Source organism: Halobacterium sp. KA-6 (genome assembly GCF_021029015.1).
GTDB lineage: Archaea > Halobacteriota > Halobacteria > Halobacteriales > Halobacteriaceae > Halobacterium.
The window spans coordinates 111,770-133,007 of record NZ_JAJJZH010000008.1 but is presented as its reverse complement, the minus strand read 5'-3'; the positions used below and the strand labels follow the sequence as shown (position 1 = coordinate 133,007).

Annotated in this window: 14 protein-coding genes and 2 pseudogenes; 12 read left to right on the top strand and 4 right to left on the bottom strand. The window is 58.0% G+C overall.

Going from position 1 to position 21,238, the window contains the following annotated elements; translation table 11 throughout:
* The 4 genes from LPA46_RS14840 to LPA46_RS14825 form a co-directional block, all read left to right on the top strand.
* Positions 1 to 230: electron transfer flavoprotein subunit alpha/FixB family protein (locus tag LPA46_RS14840; protein WP_230893159.1), on the top strand; the 230-nt coding region annotated here is incomplete at its 5' end.
* Between the two features lie 1,594 nt (positions 231 to 1,824).
* Positions 1,825 to 2,979: an NAD(P)/FAD-dependent oxidoreductase gene (locus tag LPA46_RS14835; protein ID WP_230893158.1), complete on the top strand. Its 1,155-nt coding sequence runs from the start codon at positions 1,825 to 1,827 to the stop codon at positions 2,977 to 2,979.
* Between the two features lie 129 nt (positions 2,980 to 3,108).
* Positions 3,109 to 4,269 (top strand): pyridoxal phosphate-dependent aminotransferase, encoded by a 1,161-nt coding sequence (locus tag LPA46_RS14830; protein ID WP_230893157.1) that lies wholly within the window; start codon positions 3,109 to 3,111, stop codon positions 4,267 to 4,269.
* 374 nt (positions 4,270 to 4,643) lie between these two features.
* Positions 4,644 to 5,792 carry an NAD(P)/FAD-dependent oxidoreductase gene (locus LPA46_RS14825; protein WP_230893156.1) on the top strand — a complete coding sequence of 383 codons (1,149 nt, stop codon included), beginning with the start codon at positions 4,644 to 4,646 and terminating at the stop codon, positions 5,790 to 5,792.
* Positions 5,793 to 6,167: 375 nt separating this feature from the next.
* On the opposite strand, the pseudogene LPA46_RS14820 reads toward LPA46_RS14825, so the two are convergent.
* Positions 6,168 to 6,795, bottom strand: a pseudogene (locus tag LPA46_RS14820) (proline racemase family protein).
* 35 nt (positions 6,796 to 6,830) lie between these two features.
* A complete protein-coding gene (locus tag LPA46_RS14815; RefSeq protein ID WP_230893154.1) occupies positions 6,831 to 7,943 on the bottom strand; it encodes a cis-3-hydroxy-L-proline dehydratase in 1,113 nt (370 codons plus the stop codon).
* A gap of 194 nt (positions 7,944 to 8,137) precedes the next feature.
* Here LPA46_RS14815 and LPA46_RS14810 point away from each other — a divergent pair, with 194 nt between their 5' ends.
* Positions 8,138 to 8,305 (top strand): hypothetical protein, encoded by a 168-nt coding sequence (locus LPA46_RS14810; RefSeq protein ID WP_230893153.1) that lies wholly within the window; start codon positions 8,138 to 8,140, stop codon positions 8,303 to 8,305.
* Between the two features lie 296 nt (positions 8,306 to 8,601).
* Here LPA46_RS14810 and LPA46_RS14805 read toward each other — a convergent pair.
* Positions 8,602 to 9,816, bottom strand: a pseudogene (locus LPA46_RS14805) (RNA-guided endonuclease InsQ/TnpB family protein).
* A 239-nt stretch (positions 9,817 to 10,055) separates the two neighbouring features.
* Here LPA46_RS14805 and LPA46_RS14800 point away from each other — a divergent pair.
* Positions 10,056 to 11,204, top strand: coding sequence for an NAD(P)/FAD-dependent oxidoreductase (locus LPA46_RS14800; protein WP_230893152.1), 1,149 nt, complete (start codon positions 10,056 to 10,058; stop codon positions 11,202 to 11,204).
* Between the two features lie 165 nt (positions 11,205 to 11,369).
* Here LPA46_RS14800 and LPA46_RS14795 read toward each other — a convergent pair whose 3' ends face one another.
* Positions 11,370 to 12,227, bottom strand: coding sequence for an NAD-dependent epimerase/dehydratase family protein (locus LPA46_RS14795; protein ID WP_230893151.1), 858 nt, complete (start codon positions 12,225 to 12,227; stop codon positions 11,370 to 11,372).
* A gap of 159 nt (positions 12,228 to 12,386) precedes the next feature.
* Between LPA46_RS14795 and LPA46_RS14790 the strand changes: the two genes are divergently transcribed.
* From LPA46_RS14790 to LPA46_RS14765, 6 genes are all read left to right on the top strand, one after another.
* A complete protein-coding gene (locus LPA46_RS14790; RefSeq protein ID WP_230893150.1) occupies positions 12,387 to 13,283 on the top strand; it encodes a DMT family transporter in 897 nt (298 codons plus the stop codon).
* Positions 13,284 to 13,761: 478 nt separating this feature from the next.
* Positions 13,762 to 15,588, top strand: coding sequence for a hydantoinase B/oxoprolinase family protein (locus tag LPA46_RS14785; RefSeq protein ID WP_230893149.1), 1,827 nt, complete (start codon positions 13,762 to 13,764; stop codon positions 15,586 to 15,588).
* Positions 15,585 to 17,612, top strand: coding sequence for a hydantoinase/oxoprolinase family protein (locus tag LPA46_RS14780; protein WP_230893148.1), 2,028 nt, complete (start codon positions 15,585 to 15,587; stop codon positions 17,610 to 17,612). Before LPA46_RS14785 ends, LPA46_RS14780 begins: the two co-directional genes overlap by 4 nt.
* A gap of 383 nt (positions 17,613 to 17,995) precedes the next feature.
* Entirely contained in the window at positions 17,996 to 19,324 is a 1,329-nt protein-coding gene (locus tag LPA46_RS14775; RefSeq protein ID WP_230893147.1) for an ABC transporter substrate-binding protein, read from the top strand.
* A gap of 39 nt (positions 19,325 to 19,363) precedes the next feature.
* Positions 19,364 to 20,236: a branched-chain amino acid ABC transporter permease gene (locus LPA46_RS14770; protein ID WP_230893146.1), complete on the top strand. Its 873-nt coding sequence runs from the start codon at positions 19,364 to 19,366 to the stop codon at positions 20,234 to 20,236.
* Position 20,237: 1 nt separating this feature from the next.
* Positions 20,238 to 21,203, top strand: coding sequence for a branched-chain amino acid ABC transporter permease (locus tag LPA46_RS14765; protein ID WP_230893145.1), 966 nt, complete (start codon positions 20,238 to 20,240; stop codon positions 21,201 to 21,203).
* Positions 21,204 to 21,238: the final 35 nt, after the last annotated feature.

Sequence of the window (21,238 nt, the reverse complement as noted above, 5' to 3'; positions counted from 1 at the left end):
AGGTCGGCCAGTCCGGCAAGCAGGTGACCCCTACCGTCTACCTCGCGATCGGTATTTCGGGTGCGGTCCAGCACGTTGCCGGGATGAAGGCAAGTGAGACGATCATCGCGGTCAACACGGACCCGAACGCGCCCATCTTCGACATCGCGGACTATGGTATTGTTGGAGACCTCTTCGACGTTGTGCCCGCGCTCATCGAAGAGTTCGGCGGCGAACCCCCGAGCATCTAGCTATACGAGATTTTTGTTTGGGTGGTAAGAATTCATCCGGGCTTGGGGACTTACGAGTACAACTAATCTGCTCTTATACGGATTTCAGGAGAATACCTCGACTGTATGAGATAATATCCTCAATCCAGCGGTTCGGTACTGTGGGATATCCGCGTCTTCAGGCATGACGAGGGTCAATACGGCGTGTATCACTTCAGCTGGGGGTGGGATTGTGCGAACGAAAACTACCAATATTACTTAAAAGTGCGAGTATTTTGGATAGTGATAATATTGGTTAGACAGGGATCGGTCTCCAATACTCCGTGGAGTGCTAATACAATGATATTCGATAGTAGGCCCGATATGTGGTTTAGCAGATGGAATTCCGATGGGGGATTCTGGGCCGGGCTATCGGTCAGATTAAGCTCTCTCGTACTTCGGTCGTAAATATCCGGTGATGAACTGTATATTACGTCCGTAGGTTTGTAATACCTGCGTGAGAAAGTAAATCGATCGATGTGGGTGGGACGAAGACTTACAAACACATGCTTGTTATTCGTGGACGTCTGAATAGACCAGCCACAAATTGCCCTTCCTATATATTGTTGCTTTAAATGCTATAGCAGAGTTACAACTCGTCTCGGCCCACAGTTTCCGGAATACCCTCCACACTAACGTATAAGAGTAGGCGAGGGACGAACTAGCTACTAATCATCGTAGAACCGATCTGTACCGTGGTTCATCCGCAAAAAATGAGTGAAAAAGTGCTAGACCTAATTCAGATATCCTCCCTTATTTATACACCCATCATATAGAGACTACTAATTGGTACCAATACCCTTGGTGAGAGTTAACGAGAACAAGCTCAGAGCTGATTTTCAACCAGGAACAATATAGAATCGGCTAGTTGAGTTAGTTGCTCAAGATGCTCACAGACCTGCTCAGCGAGAGCTATTAACATGATTTTGATGTACCGTGGGAAACGGGCTGACAGCGACGCCGCTTGGGGTTAAGCGTTCCTCGCCATCAAACTGGTTTCGCTTTCGAGAGACAACAACAGTTCTCGTTGAATTATGCGTGTACACTCGATTTAGTTCAGGAAAACAGACCGACTTACTCCATGGGATTCCATGACTCAAAGACACCTAAACCAGAGATGAAACGCATCGGGATTAAGCTCCGTAACTTCAGCAATAGGAGATAGTCAAATGAGATTCGACCGTTTACGGCGTTTTTACGCGACGCTAGCTAGGTGTACTCGTCGTAGGTGGGCTGTCCAAGTTTGTTCTCAGAAACTAACATTCGTCATCAGGAGTGTGCTGGGCCCGCTCTGCCAACCGACAATCGCCGGAACCAAAGACGGACAAGGGAATCTATTGGTTGTTTGCGCAAGATCTATCGACTAGCTGAGTACAACCATTATCTGGATATTAGGGCGCGCGCTCTATAGACGAAACAGCGGTAACACGCCTTGATATTGCCGTGCAGAATTATACGATCATGTGTCGACGGCACTGCGATGATTCAACACCAGTTATCCGGTCGCGCTTGTTGACTCCCGGCCGGTATTCTCCTGTCACAAGTTATTATATAGGTGCGGTCGCTATCGCCACCTATGCAGATTGCCATCGTTGGCGGCGGAATCGTCGGACTCGCGAGTGCGTACTACCTTAGTAAGCGGGATGTGGATGTCACCGTCCTTGAGAAGGGATCGCTCGGGTCGGGGAGTACAGATCGCGCCAACGGCGGCATTCGTGCTCATTTCTCTTCACCGGTTAGTTCGAAACTCTCCCAACGAAGTATCGAAGTCTGGGAGTCCATCGAAACGGAATTCGACACGGACATCGAATTTCGTCGTCCCGGCTATCTCTTCATGGCGCGAACGGAGGAGACGGCCGAGCGTTTCCGAGAGAACGTCCGAAAACAGGAAGAGCTCGGTGTCGAGAGCGAGTTCGTCTCTCCCGAGCGTGCCAGCGAGATCTGTCCGGAACTGCACGCGGATCGATTTCTTGGCGGCGCCTACTCACCCAACGATGGTATCGCTGACCCACACCTCGGCCTGCAGGCCTTCTCAATCGCCGCAAACGAAGCGGGTGTCGACATCCGCACTGGCGTCGAGGTAACTGATATCACGCTCGACGGCAATGGCTCCGTCACCGGAGTCGAGACGTCCAAGGGATCCATCGAGGTCGACACCGTTGTCAACGCCGCCGGGCCATGGGCGGCCGAGATCGCCGAAATGGCTGGCCTCAATGTGCCGGTCACACCGAAGCGGCGCAAACTCGTCATTGTTGATCCTGAGACGCCGGTCCCCGAGTCCACTCCCTTCACTATTGATGCGGATCGGAGCGTCCATTTTCGTCCAGAACGCGAGGGGAACGTCGTCGCTGGCGGCCACTTCGCTGAGGCTGATCCGGCCCAAGATCCAGATGACTTCGAGGAGCGGGTTCCGCTTGAGTGGTCTGCACAGGTGGTTGAGGCAGCTTCGGACACCGCGGGATACTTCGGCCCGCATTCGGAGATTCGCCGCGCTTGGGCAGGACTGTACGCCGTCACGCCGGACCACCACCCGATTATCGAGGAGACGCGACCCGGCTTCGTCAATGCGATTGGCTTCTCAGGGCATGGATTCATGCAGTCGCCCGCGACAGGCCAACTCGTCGCCGAGCTCGTCGTCGATGGCGAGGCGACCTCGATCGACATCTCATCACTGACCTCAGATCGATTCGAGGGAGGCAGCCCGCTATCAGAAGGCACCGTTATTGACTAATCGTCTGGCGCCCGCCGTCGAATAGCGTCTTTACCAATAGTTTCTCGCCTTATCTGGCAGTGGTGTCCCCGGAAGTGTCCACGGCCTCGGAGCGGGAGTTTTTTGACCGTGCCCTTTGAGAGGCTGTGCATGGACTCAGTTACTCCTGCTACGCGCATGGCGTCGGTGCCGTTTTCTGGGATCAGAAAGATCTTCGAAGAGTGCGATCGCCTTGAGGCCGAGGGCGAAGACGTCGTCCACCTCGAGATCGGTCGGCCGGACTTTGACACGCCGAAGCCGATCAAGGAAGCGACGGCGACAGCGCTCGAGAACGGTCAGGTACACTACACGTCGAACTACGGGATTGCGCCGCTTCGCGAGACAATCGCGAAGAAGTTTGAGACGGAAAACGAGGTAAGCTACGATCCAGACGGCGAAATAGTCGTCACCGCGGGCGCGACGGAGGCGATCTTCGTCTCAATTCTTGGCCTGATCAACGAGGGGGACGAGGTTCTCCTCCCTGATCCCCGATGGACCTACGGTGCACACGTCGAACTGGCGGGCGGAACGCCGGTCTCCTACGAGCTCGATCCCGAAGACGGCTTCCAGCCCGACCTTGACTCGCTGGAAGCTGGTGTCTCGGAGCAAACGAAGCTGCTCGTCGTCAATAGCCCGCAAAATCCGACGGGGTCAGTACTCTCACGGGAGCGCGCCGAGGCGATCCGCGACTTCGCTGTCGAGCACGACCTTATAGTCATCTCCGACGAGATTTACGAGAAAATCCTCTTCGACGACGCGACTCACCACAGCCTGGCATCGCTCGACGGGATGCACGAGCGGACAATCACGGTCAACGGCGTATCGAAGGCCTACTCGATGACTGGCTTCCGACTTGGCTACCTTGGTGCGCCGCCGGAGCTGATTGATCCAATCATTCGCGCGCGCCAGTACACCACGACCTGTGCTCCGTCACTCTCGCAATGGGCAGCCGTTGAAGCGATTGATCGCGACCCACACGGTCCGCTCGTTGAGGCTTTCGCCGAACGGCGCGAGCGCGTCCTTGAACGCCTCGATGCGATCGACGGGATGACCTGTCCGGAACCTACCGGCGCATTCTACGCTTTCCCAACGATTCCGGACGGATTCGACGACGAGGAGGACTTCGTCTGGTCGCTCCTACAAGAAGCCGGCGTGGCGTTAGTCCCGGGTACCGTCTTCGGCGACACCGGCAAAGGCCGGGTTCGCATCGCCTACTCGAACTCGCTTGAGCGGATCGATGAGGCATTCGATCGGCTTGAAGCCTGGCTGTAACCGACTGCGGGATTCCTGACCGTACGGAGAATTTTCGCCGGCCGGTCAACCGCGACAGGACCTACCCACAACCGAAGTAATATGGCTAAGCGCTCGCCAAGTTGCACGTACATGCCTATCCAACTAACCAGGAACGTTACACTGGACGCTGCCTTGAGCAGTGAGACCGGCCGGATTTCCGTCGAAGTCGTTGTACGAGAGAATGCGAACGTCGTCAACGGCCGTAGACACTCTCAGCGACTGACTCACCATCGGAATCCAAAGCGACAAGACCGAGGACGAAAAAGTCGAAAACTTGGTCGATACGGCGCGCAGCGAGTTCGGTGGGCTGGGTCGCCTGATAACGAACGCGGGCGCGTCGAACCTGTAGGTCGATGACCGTCATCGTTGTCGGCGGGGGCATCATCGGCCTTGCCAGTGCATATGAACTCGCCGAACGTGGCTCCAACGTGATGCTCCTCGAACGCAACAGCGTGGGTGCCGAGAACTCGATCCGGACCGGCGGCGGGATTAGGGCCCAGTTCGGAACCGAGATCAACGTTCGCCTCTCGAAGGCGAGCATTCCGGTCTGGGAGTCCTTCGCCGAGCGTTTCGGCGTTAATCCAGACTACCGCCGGCCAGGCTATCTCTTTCTGGCGCGGACGACAGAAACGGCGGCGGAACTGCGCGAGAACGTCGCATTGCAGAATGACCTCGGGATCGAATCTGAGTATTTGGACCCCGAGTCCGCCCGCAAGCATTGTCCAGGACTCCACAGCGAGAACTTCGTCGGTGCCGCTTACTGCGGGACAGATGGCTACCTCGATCATCATCGCGCGGTCCAAGGCTACCACGAAGCAGCCCTTGACGCTGGTGTCGAGATCCGTACGGGCTCGGAAGTCGTCGACCTCCAATGTCGCGACGGACGCGTCGTCGGTGTCGATACTCCTGAAGAGTCGTTCAAGACAGACGTCGTCATCAACGCCGCCGGGGCTTGGGGTGGACGTATCGCTGGGATGGCGGGCCTTAATATCCCGATAGCCCCAAAACGGCGGCAACTGCTCATCGTGAAACCGGAGCGTCCGGTTCCGGATGACACAGCGTGGACGGCTGACCTTGACGCTGGCGCGCACTTTCGTCCCGACAGTGGCGGGCGTGCGTTGGTGGGCGGCATTGAGGACCCTGACGACTCCCCAGTCGATCCCGAACGTTACTCGCACAGGCACGACGCTGCGTGGGCCGAGGACGTCCTTGAGCGCGCGGCCGCGGTCGCGGACTACGTGTCGCCAGCCACGAATATTCTGAACGGCTGGGCGGGTTTATACGCCATGACGCCAGACGGACATCCAATACTCGAGGAGTCGATTCCCGGACTCGTCAACGCGGTTGGCTTTTCAGGCCACGGATTGATGCACGCCCCAGCGGTTGGCGCCGTCGTGGCGGAGCTGACTCTGGACGGCACGGCCGAGACCGTCGACGTCTCAGTCCTGACTGCCGATCGGTTCGACGGTCAAAATCCGCTCGCAGAACATACCGTGTTCTGAAAGGGAGCTAGGGTTTTGAAACAGGATCGGGTATCCGTTCACGATGACTACGATTGGGTCGAGGAGTGAGAAGAACGACCGCCACGCTTCCGAACTTTTCCGGGTGAGTTGTTGGCAGGCGGATTTGCCGATGATGGGGGCGTACGCATCGTAGAGGTCGTCGTAGTCGACATTCCAGACGTCGCTATTCTGATCGAAGTAGGCGTGGCGGCGTCGATACGTGAGTTAATTCCACAACGGGGCGTGCGCAGACAACCACTCGAACAAGCACTGTCGGTACCGGTCGCTGACCGGGTTGGCAGTGTACTTGTTCGTTCGTTGTGGCCGCCTGCTTACATCAACGATCGTAGGTCGAGAATTGTGTAAGCGTTTGGATTACGGGATAGCGTTGTCTGGTGGTTTGCGTAGTGTGTCGGCTTCATCCCACGGCTGAAGCCGTGGGCTTTCGTCTCGAAATTCTGTAATATGGGCACTGCCCTCCACCTCGGGAATAACGGCGTCGTAGGGACCGACAGTGGTCTCGCCACGGCGCCGTTCGGTGAACGTCGATCCGATGATGCTCTCTACGACGAACGGCTCATCCGGCGAGGCGTCCGCTGACACCTGTCCCAATCGGCGAGCGGTCCACTTCACCGTCGGCAAAGATGCACACGTTGCGACTGTCGACGCCGTCGCGGTCTGATGGAGTGGTAAAGATCGTCCCGTGGAGGATTCCCAGATCGTCGTCTTCGGGGTACTCAATCGCGATCGCGTCGTTCACCGGCGTCTTGGTTGCGGAGCCAACGCAGATCAAGTCGACAATCTCGTCTGGTTCAATTGTAACTCCGGCCTCGGCAGCGGAGAGGTGGGTGTAGAACGAACCCCCGTAGGCGATCACGACCGTTACCTCTCCGACGTCGGGGACCTCGACAGTGAATTCCGGATCGTACACGAACAGGGGGCGTTTTCGAACGCTACCGAGGATACCCGATCGTAATTCATCGTCACACGAGGTCGTCTGCATCGCCTGTCGATCCCAGCTTGCTCGGTCGAACCCGCTCAAGCCTTCCCTCCGTAGGTGGCCAACGGTTCCCCCAGTACATCCAGGCGCGGCTCAACGCCGAGGCCAGGTGCGGTCGACGCGCGCATCCGGCCATCGGCCCGCTCAGGCGCCCCGTCGGCGGTTGTGACCGTGTTGTAGCTTTGGAAGTCGGTGCTTGCCAAGCGGTAGTCGGCTGGTGTGCTCTGTGCCAAGTGAGCGATCGCCGCCGTCGCGATCTCGCTGCCCCACGTGTCTTCAATGATCATCGAAAGTTCGAACTGCGCACAGAGGTCACGGATCGTTCGCGCACGCGTCAGTCCACCCACCTTGGCGATCTTGAGGTTGACGACGTCCATCGCATCGTCCTGATAGCCACGGACGACAGCGTCGATACCGGTCATCACCTCGTCTAAAACGAACGGGTGGTCGGTCTTCCGGCGGATCGCGCGGCAGGCTTCGTAGCTTTGACAGGGCTGCTCGACGTAGACATCGATGTCGTCGATCGCCTCGACAAGCCGCACCGCTTCGTGTCGTGTCAGGCCCGTGTTCGCGTCCGCATCGAGGATACACTCATCATCAAGTTCCGCCCGCGACGCCCTGATACGCTCGGCGTCGGTCACCGGATCCTCCCCAATTTTCAGCTGGAAGTTCTCGTAGCCCGCATCGTGGTAGTTGGCGACACTTTTGGCCATCGCCTCGGGTGTGTCCTGGGAAATCGCCCGGTAGAGCGGGACATCCTCGCCGAACTGCCCGCCGAGTAGCGTTGAGACGGGGACGCCGGCGGCCTTCCCCGCAAGGTCCCAGCAAGCGACATCGAGGACCGACTTGGCGTAGGGGTGGCCCCGAAGCTGCCGATCGAGCCGCTCCGCCAGCACTGCCGGCTGCGTGGGATCGGCACCAAGAACGGCTGGTGCCAGTTCCTCGATTGCCGCGCGAGCGCCGCGGGCGTATGCTGGCAGGTACGCGGAACCCAGCGTTGCGACTTCTCCCCAGCCAGCGAGACCTGTATCAGTTTCCAGCCGAACGATCGTCGAATCAAACGACTCGTAGGAGTTGCCATTCGACCAGTCGTAACTCCCCTCAGCGATGGGTAAATCGACCTGATACACCTTTATGCTCGTGATCTCCATGGCAAGTGCTATCAATGCTGTTCAGCGCATATAACTTAAACCTGCCGTCGACATCCAGTTGACATCAATAGGAGATAAACCCAACACCATCCAACTGACTTATATATTTATCTGTTGAGGGCGGGTTCTGAATACCCGAATAGTAATAACGAAAGCGCTCAAACTATTCAATGAGTCGAAGCCGAGCACTCAGATTGGAGAAAAACGATACTATGCCATGGGGAGTCAATTCAGAGTTCACCGAAGAGGAGGGGCCTGAGATGGAGATTGAAGATGAGCCAGAAACAGTCGATCGGAATAAGGAAGGGACTGAGGAGACCCAGGACTTCGATATCGACGAAGCGATTTCAAATTTGGATTAGGATTACACGCTCAAAATCGTCGGGTGAAGCCGAAATTCCCTGCCGGGGTGCTACAACTGTCACCCCGTGGTGAAGACCCAATTCAATAGTGTCGACAATGACGTGGACAACCTTCGTATGCCCTCTATTTTGTTGACACTGTGCCATTCTGTGCCTGCTGGAACGAAGGATGACGTACCGTCTAGACTGTAAATCGCCTCGGGGCCAAGTGGTTCGAGAGAGTGAAGCTCTCTCGTTATCATGAGACGGCAAAGCCGTCTCGGGCGACACCCGAGGCTTTCGTGTGGACTCCCGTTCTATGCCTCGGTAGAGGCAGGGGGACGTACTCCCCGCTCATGTTCAGTGTCCCGTGATTCAAGCGCACATCTACGGGTGCGCCTCCATCGTCTGTGTTTTGCTGACGACGGAGATACTGCAAACCGATATTCTTCGCGGCGTTGTAGTCGGCGTGGTTCTCATACTCGCACTGCTGGCACTCGAACGACTCTCCCGACCGATTGTCGTCGTGGATAAACCCACACGTCGAACACCGCTTCGACGTGTTACGTGGGTCAACCTGCACGACTTCGACACCGTGTTCTTTGGCCTTGTATTCGACGCACTCGGAGAGACGTCGGAACGTCCAGACGTGTTGCCACGTCGCTTCGGGAATGTTCTCCCGAATGTGGGTCAAGTCCTCGATCACGATGTGCGAACAGTCGTTCTCGACAGCCTCCTCAATGAGTTCGTTCGCCACTATGTGCAGGTGGGTCTCGAAGCGTCCGTACTCTTTCTGCCCGACTGACTCGATGTTCTCGTGGGCGTGCCGAGAGCCACACTGCTGGAGCGATGCACGGCGTTTTTCGTACTCTCGACGCCAGTGATTGAACTCGTCTGCCAACCAGAAGCGCCCCGTCGAAGCAACGGTGAGGTTGTTCACGCCTAAATCCACTCCAAGAACTGTTCTGTGCTTGGACTCGGATTCAGACGATTCCTCGTCTGCTTGGACTTTCCGCATCGAAGCGTGGAGATACCAGTCACCGTCACGGTACTGCAAGTGCGGCATCCGAAACTCGAAATCCTCGTCGGAGACGTACTTTATTGGCGGCGTCTCCGAGTCGTCCGGAAGGATGTAATCACACTCAACGCGCCCGTCTACGGTGGATAGCGATACGTGGTCGCGGTGGAACGTCGCGCTCCGCTTGTCGTAGACCGCGCTATCGGCAGAAAAGTGCGGTTGCGACGTGTTCTCACTACGTTCGAGACGCGAGACTCCGCTTTTGACGGCTTCAACCGCCTGTCGAATCCCTTTCTGGACGAGATTCGTGGTTAGTCAGTTTCGTCTCGGAGTCGGTCGTAGAGGGCGCGTTCCGCTGTGGCTTTCGAGGTGACGTGGTAACCGTCGTCGCCGTGCCAGCACCACTCGCTCGCGGTGTTGGCGCAGTGTTTGAATTGATCGACAGTCTTTCGAAGAGGAGCATCGCCTCCTTTGGGGTGTCGAGTTTGATAACGGCGGTACGACGATACTCCACTGTATTTTCGCATATACTATTGATATTTTATATATGTGGGAGTTGGACAGCCATTATAGCGTGGTTTGTGTTATCGGTTGTCGGTTTCCTCCCCGACCTCAACGGTCGGGGCATCCGCCTCGTACCACCTGTGAATTCCCCGTTTTCCGCCACTAACGTTAATCCACCTCCTAGTACGATAAATATACGCCAACTCGGGGCAAGGTATTATGCCGCAGCGGCTACGACTCCCCCTACAAATGAAGGTCATCATTGTCGGCGGTGGGATTGTGGGCTGTGCGAGCGCATATTACTTGGCCGACCGCGGGGTCAACGTGACCCTCCTAGAGCGAACTTCCCTCGGTGCGGGCGCAACCGATCGCGCGGCCGGCGGCATCCGCGCACAATTTTCAACGGAGGTAAGCATTCGTCTCTCGCAGGCGGCTATCTCAGTCTGGGAAACCTTCGAAGACGAGTTCGGCGTCGACATCGAGTACAAGCGACCCGGCTACCTCTACGTTGCGCGCAAGGAATCGACGGCCGAACTCTTCGAGGAAACAGTGCCGTTCCAGAACGGTCTCGGCGTCGATAGCCGGATCCTTGACCCTGAAGCAGCAACTGAGTACGTCCCTGGCCTGCGGACCGAACAGTACGTCGCTACGGCCTACTGCCCAACCGATGGATTCGCGGATCCGCATTTGGGGTTGCAGGGCTTCTCGATTGCGGCGAACGAGGCTGGTGCAGAAATCGAGACTGGCGTTGAGGTGACCGACGTCCGCGTTCGCGACGGACGCGTCATCGGCGTCGACACGACTGAAGGACGCTATGACGCCGACGTTGTCGTCAACGCCGCCGGATCGTGGTCGCCGCAGATCGCGAAGATGGCCGGGATTGACTTACCGGTGACGCCTAAACGACGTCAGGCACTAATTGTCGATCCGGAATCGCCGGTGCCGGACTCCAATCCGCTTGTGACGGATCTTGATGCGGGTTGCTACTTTCGACCTGAGCGTAACGGCCAAGCGCTCGTTGGTGGCCACTTGGGCCGGGACCCGCCGCAGAACCCTGACGAATACGAGAAATCACACAATCTTGATTGGGCCGCGGACATCGTCGAACAGGTCGCCACTGTGGCCGACTACTTCGGTCCCGATTCGCGGCTGGTCCGTGGCTGGGCAGGCCTGTACGCGATGACGCCCGATCACCACCCTATAATAGAGGAGTCTATGCCGGGTTTTCTTACCGCGACTGGCTTCTCCGGTCACGGCTTCATGCAGTCGCCTGCGACAGGGCAAGTCGTCGCCGAGCTCGCTCTCGACGGCGAGGCAACGACGGTAGATGTTTCCCCGCTCACGCGTGATCGGTTCGATCGAGGGGAAGAACTGCATGAGACGTACTTCAGTGCCTAATCGGATTCCGGCATGAAGACGCTTGCCGCTGCGCAGCCGGAGGCATGAAACGTACTTCAGTGCCTAATCGGATCGTACGGGCAGCCCCGAAAAGCTCGTTCAGGCCGCAGACAAGCAGCCCCTCCTCAAACTGCTTCCCTGATCAGTTCGAACGATTGCCAACCCTCACGCCGACCGGTTGGAGTCAACGTGTTCAACTAGTTCTTCAGGGGGCTCTGTCCAGTCCTCGCCCCGGTCCTGCGGTTCGTAGCCGAGGACCTCTTTTGCGTGTTCAATGTCGTACCAGCCACGCTCGTTCTCGCTAGTCCCGAAGAAGATGTCGAACTCAACGTCGTCATCCTTGAGGCAGAGATCTAGCATCTGAGCCCAGTCACGCTCGGAAAGCCATGTCCCCTTTAGGCGCTTGACCTGCTCCTCATACGCGTCGCTGCCTCGCTCCCAGTCGCCGTTTTCGACGCCTTTCTCCGCGTCGCCGAACGGGTTGTCGTAGGGCGGCTCGCGGATGCTGGCAATGCGAATCGCGTAGAACTGCTCGGGATACTCGTGGTTCTCGATGTAGTATCGGCCCCAGTCCTCGCCAAAGGCCTTCGAGGCGCCGTAGTAGGAGTCAGGCCGTTCCGGGTCCTCGTGGGTGACCGTCAGGTCGTATTCGAACTCGTAGCACTCGGGTGCGTGATCTTCCTCGTACTTGCCCGCGGCGTGGATTGAGGAGGCGTAGATGAACGTCTCGACGCCGGCCTCCGACGCTGCTTCGATGACGTTGTGCGTGCCGACGATGTTACTCTCGTGGATCTGATCCCAGGTGCCGTCGGTTAGCGGGTAGGCCGCTAGATGGATCACGGCGTCTTGGTTGTCGAACGCCGGGCGAATGGCATCGTAGTCGGAAACGTCTGCGACGTGGGTCTCATAATCGGGATGGTCTTCTCGATCGAGATAGGTTAGTTCGTACTCCGGGTCGTCCAAGAAGTTGAGTTTGATGCCTTCTCCAACTCGTCCATGCGCACCGGTTACGAGCACTTGCATGACCCATAATTCAGGTAATTTTGTCATAAGAGTTTGGATGGTCATTACGAGATCCTCATTGATGACTATGGGACGACACACCTCGATGGTCGCGGAACGATACGTCGACAACTTCCGGGCGATCAAAATTTAAGTACCCCGTGACGAACTCTTACTATCGTGCTCCGTCGACACATCCACGCGCTGGCGCCGCTTGGCGCGTCCGCGCTGTGGGGTGGGATGTACGTCGTTGCCAAGTGGGGACTCTCAGTTGTCCCGCCAGTGACGCTCTCATTCCTCCGGGTGGCACTGGCGGCGATCGTCCTTCTAGCGCTCGTTCGGGCAACGAAGCCATCCCGGACATTCACCCGCGGCGAGTGGTGGAGATTCACCGGCCTTGGAGCGGCGATCGCAGTTACACTCGCGACCCAGTTTCTCGGCACGGAGCTGACGAACGCTAGTCAGAGTTCGCTGCTAACTGTAATGGTGCCCGTGTTCATTCTACTTCTGGGCGTTACGGTCCTTGATGAGACGGTGACCCAGACGAAGGTGGTCGGGCTGGTCATCACCTTGTTCGGAACGATGCTCGTCCTATCCGGGCAGTACGATTTCTCGATGCTCACCGACGCCAACCTCGCCGGGATCGGGGCGTTGTTCACCGCGAGTCTTGCGTGGGCGATCTACACTGTGTGGGGGCGCGATCTCGTCCGGCGATATTCGGCGCTCGAAACCGCGACATACGCAACGGTGATCTCCGTTCCCATGCTATTTGGGATGGCAATCATCGAACTGTGGATACGAGGCCCGGTGATTGACGAGGCGGTGATTAGCTTGCCCTTCCTCCTCGGCCTCGTATACCTGAGCGTCTTTGCCACCGCGATTTCGTGGTACCTCTGGTACAAGGGCCTTGAGTACGTCGACTCCAGCATCGTCGCGATGTTCTTCTTCGTTCAGCCGGTGGTCGGCTCGGCGCTTGGTGCAATCTTCCTTAGAGAAGATTTGGGTCCATTATTCTTTGCTGGCGGCCTCGTCATGACCGTCGGTCTCTACATCGTCAGCGTGCGAATGGAGGTCTAGCGGAAGAATTCTCACTACCGCGATAACCTGTGTGCCCAGAAATTCGCCGACGGTGATCAGACCCGTACCAGCAAACTCACTATCATAATGATGGATCCCTTTCTTCCCGATGACCTAATCACCCTTGTAGGTGCATCGGCACAATTCTGTTGGAACTGTCCGTTCGACCAGAGAGGCATGCTGCCCTGCCGGTAACAGCTGGCCTGCCACAGAGACATGTCGTTGATAACGAACCCCATCGACGAAGGCGCCCTTCCAGCCTGGGTGGGGATTGTTCAATCCACCTTGAATGACGTGTCGGCAGTAGGTGATGGCGGACCGACCTGCTCCTGACATGCCAGCCCAACTGGTGAGATTGGCTGATCCGCCGCAGGCTCACATTGACAACACGACGAGTGTCTACTACGTGCCCCGACGATCGTTGAGCGCCCCAGCGGGTCGACGATGGATTTAAGCAATATCGCTTTGACACGTGCGTATGGTATCAGCTGGCGAGCTAGAGATATTCAGACACTCACTCGAAGGCGCCGTTGAAGAGATGGGAGTCACCCTCCAGCGGACGGCGTACTCGACCAACATCAAAATTCGACGCGACCATACTTGTGCGCTGTTCGACGCCGATCTGCGTCACATCGCCCAGCACGACGTCGCACCGCAGCATATTGGGTCGCTTGTCTCGGTGGTACCGCGAAACTTCAAGGATCGCCTCAAGGACCTTGAACCAGGCGACGGCTTCTTGGTCAATGATCCCTATAAGGGAGCGGTCCACCTGCCCGACGTCATGCTCATTTCGCCGCTCTTTCATAACGACGAACTGATCGGTGTCGCTGCCAACTCGGCCCACCATGTCGACATCGGTGGCGGGACACCGGGCGGTATTCCGACCGACAGTACCGACCTCTACGGTGAGGGGATTATCCTTCCACTGTCGAAGGCCGTCGAGGACTGGGAGTACAATGAGACAGTGCTTGACCTGATCCGGCGGAATGTCCGCGGCGCAGAGATGCGCTTGGGTGACTATCGCGCCCAACTCGGTGCAAATCGCATTGGAGAGCAGCGCTACAGCGAACTAGTTGCAGACTATGGCGCCGACACCGTCGAAACCTATCTCGACGAACTTTTCGATGCGACCGAGGACCGCGTCCGGGCGGCCATCGCTGATCTCCCGGACGGAACCTATGAGGCCTCTGATTACCTCGACGGCGACGGAGTTGTCGACGAGCCGGTCTGCCTCAAGCTCGCAATCACGGTTGAGGACGACGAGTTGACCGTCGACTTCACTGGCACCGCGGAGCAGAACGAAGGACCGCTCAACTGTACGCCAGCGATGATTTTCTCCGGAACGATGAGCGTCATCATGGCGCTGCTCGGCGCTGATCTTCCGAAGAATGACGGCTTCTACCGCCCGTTTGAATTCATTACACCGGAAGGGACGATGGTCAACCCGAAGCCACAAGCGCCCGTCGCCTCTGGCTGGGAGATCCCTATGCGAGCGGGCGAGCTCGTCACGAAGGCAATGGCCGACGCACTCCCAGACGAGACGATTGCTGCCTCGAAAGGGATCGTCTGTAACATTGCCTACGGAGGTGATGATCCCCGCGACGATGGCGAGTATGTCTACTACGAGACGGTTGCTGGAGGCTATGGCGCGCGAAAGGAGAAAGACGGGATGGAGGCCGTCCAGACACACTTCCAGAACACTGCTAACAGCCCGATCGAGGAACTTGAGCGCGAGGTACCGCTGTATGTTCGCCGGTACGAGCTTATTCAGGACTCCGCTGGGGCGGGGCGGACCCGAGGCGGCCTCGGCGTGCGTCGCGACATGGAATTCTACGACCACCAGACGCGGTTTTCGATCCTCTCCGACCGGGCGAAGTCAAGCCCATGGGGTCTTTTCGGCGGTGAGAGCGGTCGCAGAGCACACTACGTGATGAATCCCGACACCGATAACAGGAAGGACGTGAGTTCGAAGTCAACGACAACACTTGACTCTGGAGGTGTCGCGAGCATCCAGACGCCCGGTGGCGGTGGCTACGGAGATGCGCTTGAGCGAAATCCCGAAGCCGTGCTTGAGGATGTCCGCGACGAGAAGGTCTCCGTCGAGGCGGCCCGCGAGGCCTACGGCGTCATCGTGACCAACGACGGCAACCTTGACCGCAAAGCGACCCGTGACCGCCGCGAGGTGACTCGAGCGGCGCGATCCGACGGAGAAGATTCAACACTGAGGCCGTCGGCTACCGAGAGTGAGGATGACGGAGAAGAGACACCGGCCACCGAATGCGACACGGAGGTGAGCGCTGAATGACCGTCCGAATCGGTATTGACACTGGTGGGACGTTCACCGACGTAGTCTACTACGATGAGGAGACCGGCGAGGTGTCGGTGACAAAGACACCGTCGACCCCACCCAACTTCGACCAAGGTGTACTCAACGGTATTGAAAAGATCCTTGCAGAGACGGGTGCGGACCCCGGTGAGGTCTCCTTTCTCAGCCATGGGACGACCGTTGGTACGAATGCGGTTCTTGAGGAAGAAATCCCGCCACTTGGCCTCATCACCAACGAAGGGCTGCGCGACGTTCTCGAGATCGGCGACCAAACGCGACCGGAGCTGTATAACCTCCAGACGGAGAAGCCGCCGATGCTCATCTCGCGGCGACACCGCAAGGAGGTGCCTGGACGCCTCAATGCCGACGGAGAAGAGGTCGACCCACTTGACGAGGCGGCGGTGCGCGAGGTCGCGCACGAATTCGTCGACACGGACGTTGAATCAGTTGTTGTCTCGATGTTGTTCTCGTACCTGAACCCAGATCACGAACGTCGTGTAGTCGAGATCGTCGAGTCGGAGACGGGACTCGACTGTACTCGATCATCGGCGGTTCACCCTGAGATCCGCGAGTACGATCGGACGATCACGACAGTGCTCAACGAGGCGGTCAAGACGACGGTTGAGGAGTACTTCGCACGCCTCGATAAGGGCATCCTTGAGCGAGACATCGACGTGCCCCTCAACGTGATGCATTCCGGTGGGGGTATCTTCGGCACACAGGGCGCGACCGAGGCTGCGATCCGGACGGTGCTTTCGGGGCCAGCTGCGGGCGCCGTCGCGACACGGGACGTCACCCACGCGGAGGGATACCCGAATGCGATCGGGATCGACATGGGCGGAACGAGCGCCGATGTCAGCATCGTCCGAGAAGGCGAAATCGTCCGCTCTACATCAGGCAAGATCAACGATCTTCCAGTCAACACGCCGATGATTGACATTAACACCGTCGGCTCCGGCGGCGGGTCAATTGCCTGGCTGGATGCCGGCGGCGGCCTCCACGTCGGCCCCGAGAGCGCGGGCGCCGACCCCGGACCAATCTGCTACGGGCGTGGAGGCGAACAGCCGACACTCACCGACGCAAACCTCCTGCTCGGACGGGTAAGCCCCGAAAATTTCTTGGGGGGTGAAATGGACCTCGCCGTCGAGAGAACCCGCGAGATATTCGAGACGGAGATCGCGAACCCACTAGGCGAGACCGTTGAGGAGGCTGCCTTGTCGGTTGTCCGGGTCGCCAACGCTGGCCTGGCACGCGAAATTCGCCGTGTAACAGTCGAACGCGGACACAACCCAGCGAGCTTCGCGCTTGTGGCCTTTGGCGGCGCTGGCCCGATGCAGGCACCGTCGGTCGCTGCGGAGTTGGACGTCAAGGCGACAATCATCCCGCGAAATCCGGGCGTGTTCTCCGCTCGCGGCCTCCTGCTCGCGGACATGCGCATGGACGAGTCCCGATCGGCCCGCGCCGCCGGTGACGACCCGGACGCCATCAGTGAGGGATTCGACGAACTCATCACCACCCTTCTTGAACGCTTTGAGGAGCAGTCGATCGATCCCGAAACGGTCACCGTCGAACGAAGCGTCGACCTGCGCTACAAAGGTCAGTCATACGAACTTACCGTCGATGCTCCCGACGGCGAGATCGATACCGCTGCACTTGAGACCGTTCGTGAGCGCTTCCACGCCGCCCACGAGCGCCGGTACGGCTACGGGAACCCGGACGAGTCAGTGGAGTTCGTTACCCTACGGGTCAACGGGGTTGTCCCGACACCCCGGTTTGAGGACGCGCTGACGGCTACCGACGAGGAGGCCACCCGGACGAGCCGCGAGGTCTACTTCGCGGATTCAGGCTACCGGAAAGCCAGTGTCTACCGCCGCGAGGAGCTAGCGCCTGGCACGTCCGTTGAGGGTCCAGCGATTCTTGAAGGGGCCGGCTCTACGACAGTAGTTCCACCGGAGACCACGGCGAGTATCAGCGCGGACGGTAACGTCGTAATCACGCGATAGGCGGCCGATCGTTGCCTGTCTCTGCGCTCTACTTCCGGTCCGGTAATCACACACGATCGTCATCCCACTTCATCAAGAATAACGATTGACTCTGAAAGTAATAGTTCAGCCAAATGGAGTTGGATACGAGAGCTTCATCAGGGACTCAGATACTTCCTGTCAATTCAGAAACCGAATTTATATTGGACTTTACAACCGCTGAAGCGGATGTTTTCTGGTATGAACCACTAGAAACCGCTCTGTTACTCTTCATCCTTATTTGAACACCGCTTGCTCCGGGCGATATTTTCCATCTAAATGGAAGTGATAAAAACAGAAAATTATATAACAATGTGTTAGGAATTGTGTGGCATCCGTGGGACGTTCCCTCACGGAGTTAGATCATGACACATGACGAAACCAACACGGACGACAGTTCAATGAAACGGCGGCCAATTCTAAAAACGATAGCAACCGGTGGTGTGACGGCCGCACTGGCCGGCTGTCTAGGCGGCGATAACAGTGGAAATGGCGGAGACGGAGACGGAGACGGTGGCAGTGGCGGAGACGGTGGCAGTGGCGGAAACAACAGCGGAGCCACCTATGACGTGGGACTCGTCAACCCCTACTCGGGAGACCTCGCTCCGTTCGCAGATCGGAACGATCGCGGGAGCGACCTCGCACTAAAGGAAATCAACAACGAAACCGTTGCCGGTGGAACGATCAACAAGATCACCGCAGACTCCGAGACCACATCAAACGCCGGCGTGAGTGCGGCCCAGAAGCTCGTCAACCAGGACGGCGTGGGAGTTCTCACCGGCCCCTGTTCAAGCGGGGTGGCAGTATCGATCGCGGAATCAGTCACGATTCCGAACGAGATCACGCACATCATGATTAACTCGACGGCGCCCGGAATCACCGATCTCGAGGATAACGGATATGTACTCCGGAGCTGCCCGTCGGACGCGTTCCAGGGGCAGGCCCTTGCCCAGGTCGTCTCGGACAACGACATCTCATCAGCGTCCGTAATCATGGTCAACAACGACTACGGACAGGGCCTCGCAGACGCCTTCCAGGAGCGGTACGAGGAGCTCGGAAACACCGTCGAGACAAAGATCCCCGCCGAGCAGGGACGCAGTTCGTACTCGACCCAACTCAGCGAGGCAGAAAACCCCGATCCGGAGGGCATCGTTTTCATCGTGTACCCACAGACGTTCCAGACGATGATTCGCGAGGCCTACGAAATGGGTATCCAAGAGAACTACGAGCTATTCGGCGCGGAGAGTATGGTCTCCGACGAGGTCGAGCAAAACGTCGATCCAGCGGCGATCAATGGGATGAAGGGGACCAACCCGAGCCCGCCGATCGAGAGCGATATCTATCAGACCTTCGCGGAGGAATTCCAGAACGAGTACGACCGCCAGCCGACGGTCTGGGCGGCCTACGCCTACGACGCGTACATGATGCTGGGGCTTGCGATTCACTCGGCGGGCGAGTTCAGTAGCGACGCGGTCAAAAACGAGATCTACGAAATCAGCCGGCCCGAGGGGACCGAGGTTTCCTCGATCGCAGAGGGCAAGAGTGAACTCGATGCCGGAAACCAAATTAATTACCAGGGTGCCAGTGGGAACGTCAATCTAGACGAGAACGGCGACCCGTCTGGATCCTACCAGCACTGGGAAGTCATCGACGGGACGTTCGAGATGCAGGGCTTCGTCGATACCAGCGAGTAACCAACACTCCCATCGATGGCATTTCAACTTCAATTGGTCGTGAACGGTATCGTCTTCGGCAGTATCATCCTCCTCGCATCGGTTGGGCTCTCGCTACTCTACGGCATCGGCAACTTCGCGAACTTCGCCCACGGGGAGTTCCTGACCCTCGGTGCGTTCATCACCTTCGCAGGGTACGTCACCCTGGGACTGCCGATTTACGTCGCCGGATTCATCGCATTTGTGGCCGTTGGGCTCCTCGGTGTGGCCCTAGACCGAACCCTGATGGCCCGCCACCGAGATTCCACGCCGATCGTCCTATTGATCCTCACAATCGGGCTAGCACTGTTCCTGCGAGCTGTGATCCGGCTTCAGTGGGGCGACAATCAACGAACGCTCTCGATGCCGCTTGAGCAGGGGACACAACTGCTCAACGGGTCATTCGGCTGGATCAATTACAGCCTTCGACTAACCTCAACGGACGTCATCATCGTCGTCCTGGCACTCCTACTCGCGACGGCGACGCACCTGTTCCTGACGCGGACGCGGATGGGAATCGCAATGCGGGCGACATCCGACAACAAATCCCTCGCAAAGGTCGCCGGGATCGACACCGAAAACGTGATGACCGTCACCTGGGCATTATCGGGTGCTCTCGCCGGTGCCGGCGGCATGTTGCTGGCAATGCAGACCGGCGTGCTGTTCCCACGGATGGGATTCAACATCGTGTTGGTAGTGTTCGCGGCGGTTATCCTCGGCGGCATCGGCAGCCCGTACGGCGCGATGCTCGGCGCGTACATCATCGGCATCGCTCAAGAGACAAGCATCATGATACCTGGTGTCGCAGCGGAGTACCGATACGCATTCGCGTTCCTGATTATGATCGCTGTACTGCTCTACAAACCGGAAGGAATCGCTGGAGGGAGGTGGTAAAATGGCCGTAAGTGGAACTGCAGCGTTCCTCGTCAGCATGTTGACGCTGGGCGGCATCTACGCCATCCTGGCGATCGGACTGAACCTACAATGGGGTCAGACCGGCCTGTTCAACATCAGCGTCGCCGCCTTCTGGGGTATCGGCGCCTACACCGCCGCGCTAGTCACAAAGATCGGCGGCGAAACAGCGTTCTCGTGGGGGCTCCCATACCTGTGGATCGATGCGTTCGGCATCCCAATTCCCATTCCAGTTGCGGTTATCCTAGCGGCGCTTGTATCCGGGGTGATCGCTGTCCTCATCGGCATTCCAACGCTGCGGCTGCGAACGGACTACCTCGCGATTGCGACCCTCGGGCTCGCTGAAACCATCCGCCTGATCTTCCTCAACGAAGGCTGGTTGACGGGCGGCGGAACGGGATCGACGGTGAACAATCCACTCGTCGCCCTTGAGTACAGTAACCTCACGCTGCTCGCGATCACGCTGATTACACTCGGTATCGTTTACTGGCTTGCCGAACGCGGCGTTCAGAGTCCATGGGGACGCGCTCTAGGAGCGATCCGCGACGACGAAGACGTCGCTCAGGCGCTTGGGAAGAACACGTTCTCGATGAAGATGCAAGCGTTTGTCATCGGAAGTATGATCATGGGAGTCGCCGGGGCGCTCACGGCGCTGCGGCTCAACTTCATCACCCCATTTGAGTTCATCCCTGAGTTCACGTTCTACGTCTGGATCGCCGTCATTGTTGGCGGTAGCGGCTCGAACCGCGGGGCGATCCTCGGCGCCGGATTCCTGATGGTCCTCCTCCAAGGACCTCGGTTCATCAGCGACTTCCTACCCGGCCTGTCAGGTGGTGTGGCCGCCGACCTACGCTTCCTACTGATCGGCCTGGTGCTGATACTGATCGTGACGTACAGACCGCAGGGATTCCTCGGAAACAAACAACTCATGACGGAGAACAACACATGACCGAACAACTCACGTCGGACGGGCGGATCGACCAT

Bases quoted from the DNA above. Each gene is read 5' to 3' on its own strand.
- LPA46_RS14835 (WP_230893158.1), top strand. From the start codon at position 1,825: ATGCAGATTGCCATCGTTGGCGGCGGAATCGTCGGACTCGCGAGTGCG.
- LPA46_RS14830 (WP_230893157.1), top strand. From the start codon at position 3,109: ATGGACTCAGTTACTCCTGCTACGCGCATGGCGTCGGTGCCGTTTTCT.
- LPA46_RS14825 (WP_230893156.1), top strand. From the start codon at position 4,644: ATGACCGTCATCGTTGTCGGCGGGGGCATCATCGGCCTTGCCAGTGCA.
- LPA46_RS14815 (WP_230893154.1), bottom strand. From the start codon at position 7,943: ATGGAGATCACGAGCATAAAGGTGTATCAGGTCGATTTACCCATCGCT.
- LPA46_RS14800 (WP_230893152.1), top strand. From the start codon at position 10,056: ATGAAGGTCATCATTGTCGGCGGTGGGATTGTGGGCTGTGCGAGCGCA.
- LPA46_RS14795 (WP_230893151.1), bottom strand. From the start codon at position 12,227: ATGCAAGTGCTCGTAACCGGTGCGCATGGACGAGTTGGAGAAGGCATC.
- LPA46_RS14785 (WP_230893149.1), top strand. From the start codon at position 13,762: ATGGTATCAGCTGGCGAGCTAGAGATATTCAGACACTCACTCGAAGGC.
- LPA46_RS14780 (WP_230893148.1), top strand. From the start codon at position 15,585: ATGACCGTCCGAATCGGTATTGACACTGGTGGGACGTTCACCGACGTA.
- LPA46_RS14775 (WP_230893147.1), top strand. From the start codon at position 17,996: ATGACACATGACGAAACCAACACGGACGACAGTTCAATGAAACGGCGG.
- LPA46_RS14765 (WP_230893145.1), top strand. From the start codon at position 20,238: ATGGCCGTAAGTGGAACTGCAGCGTTCCTCGTCAGCATGTTGACGCTG.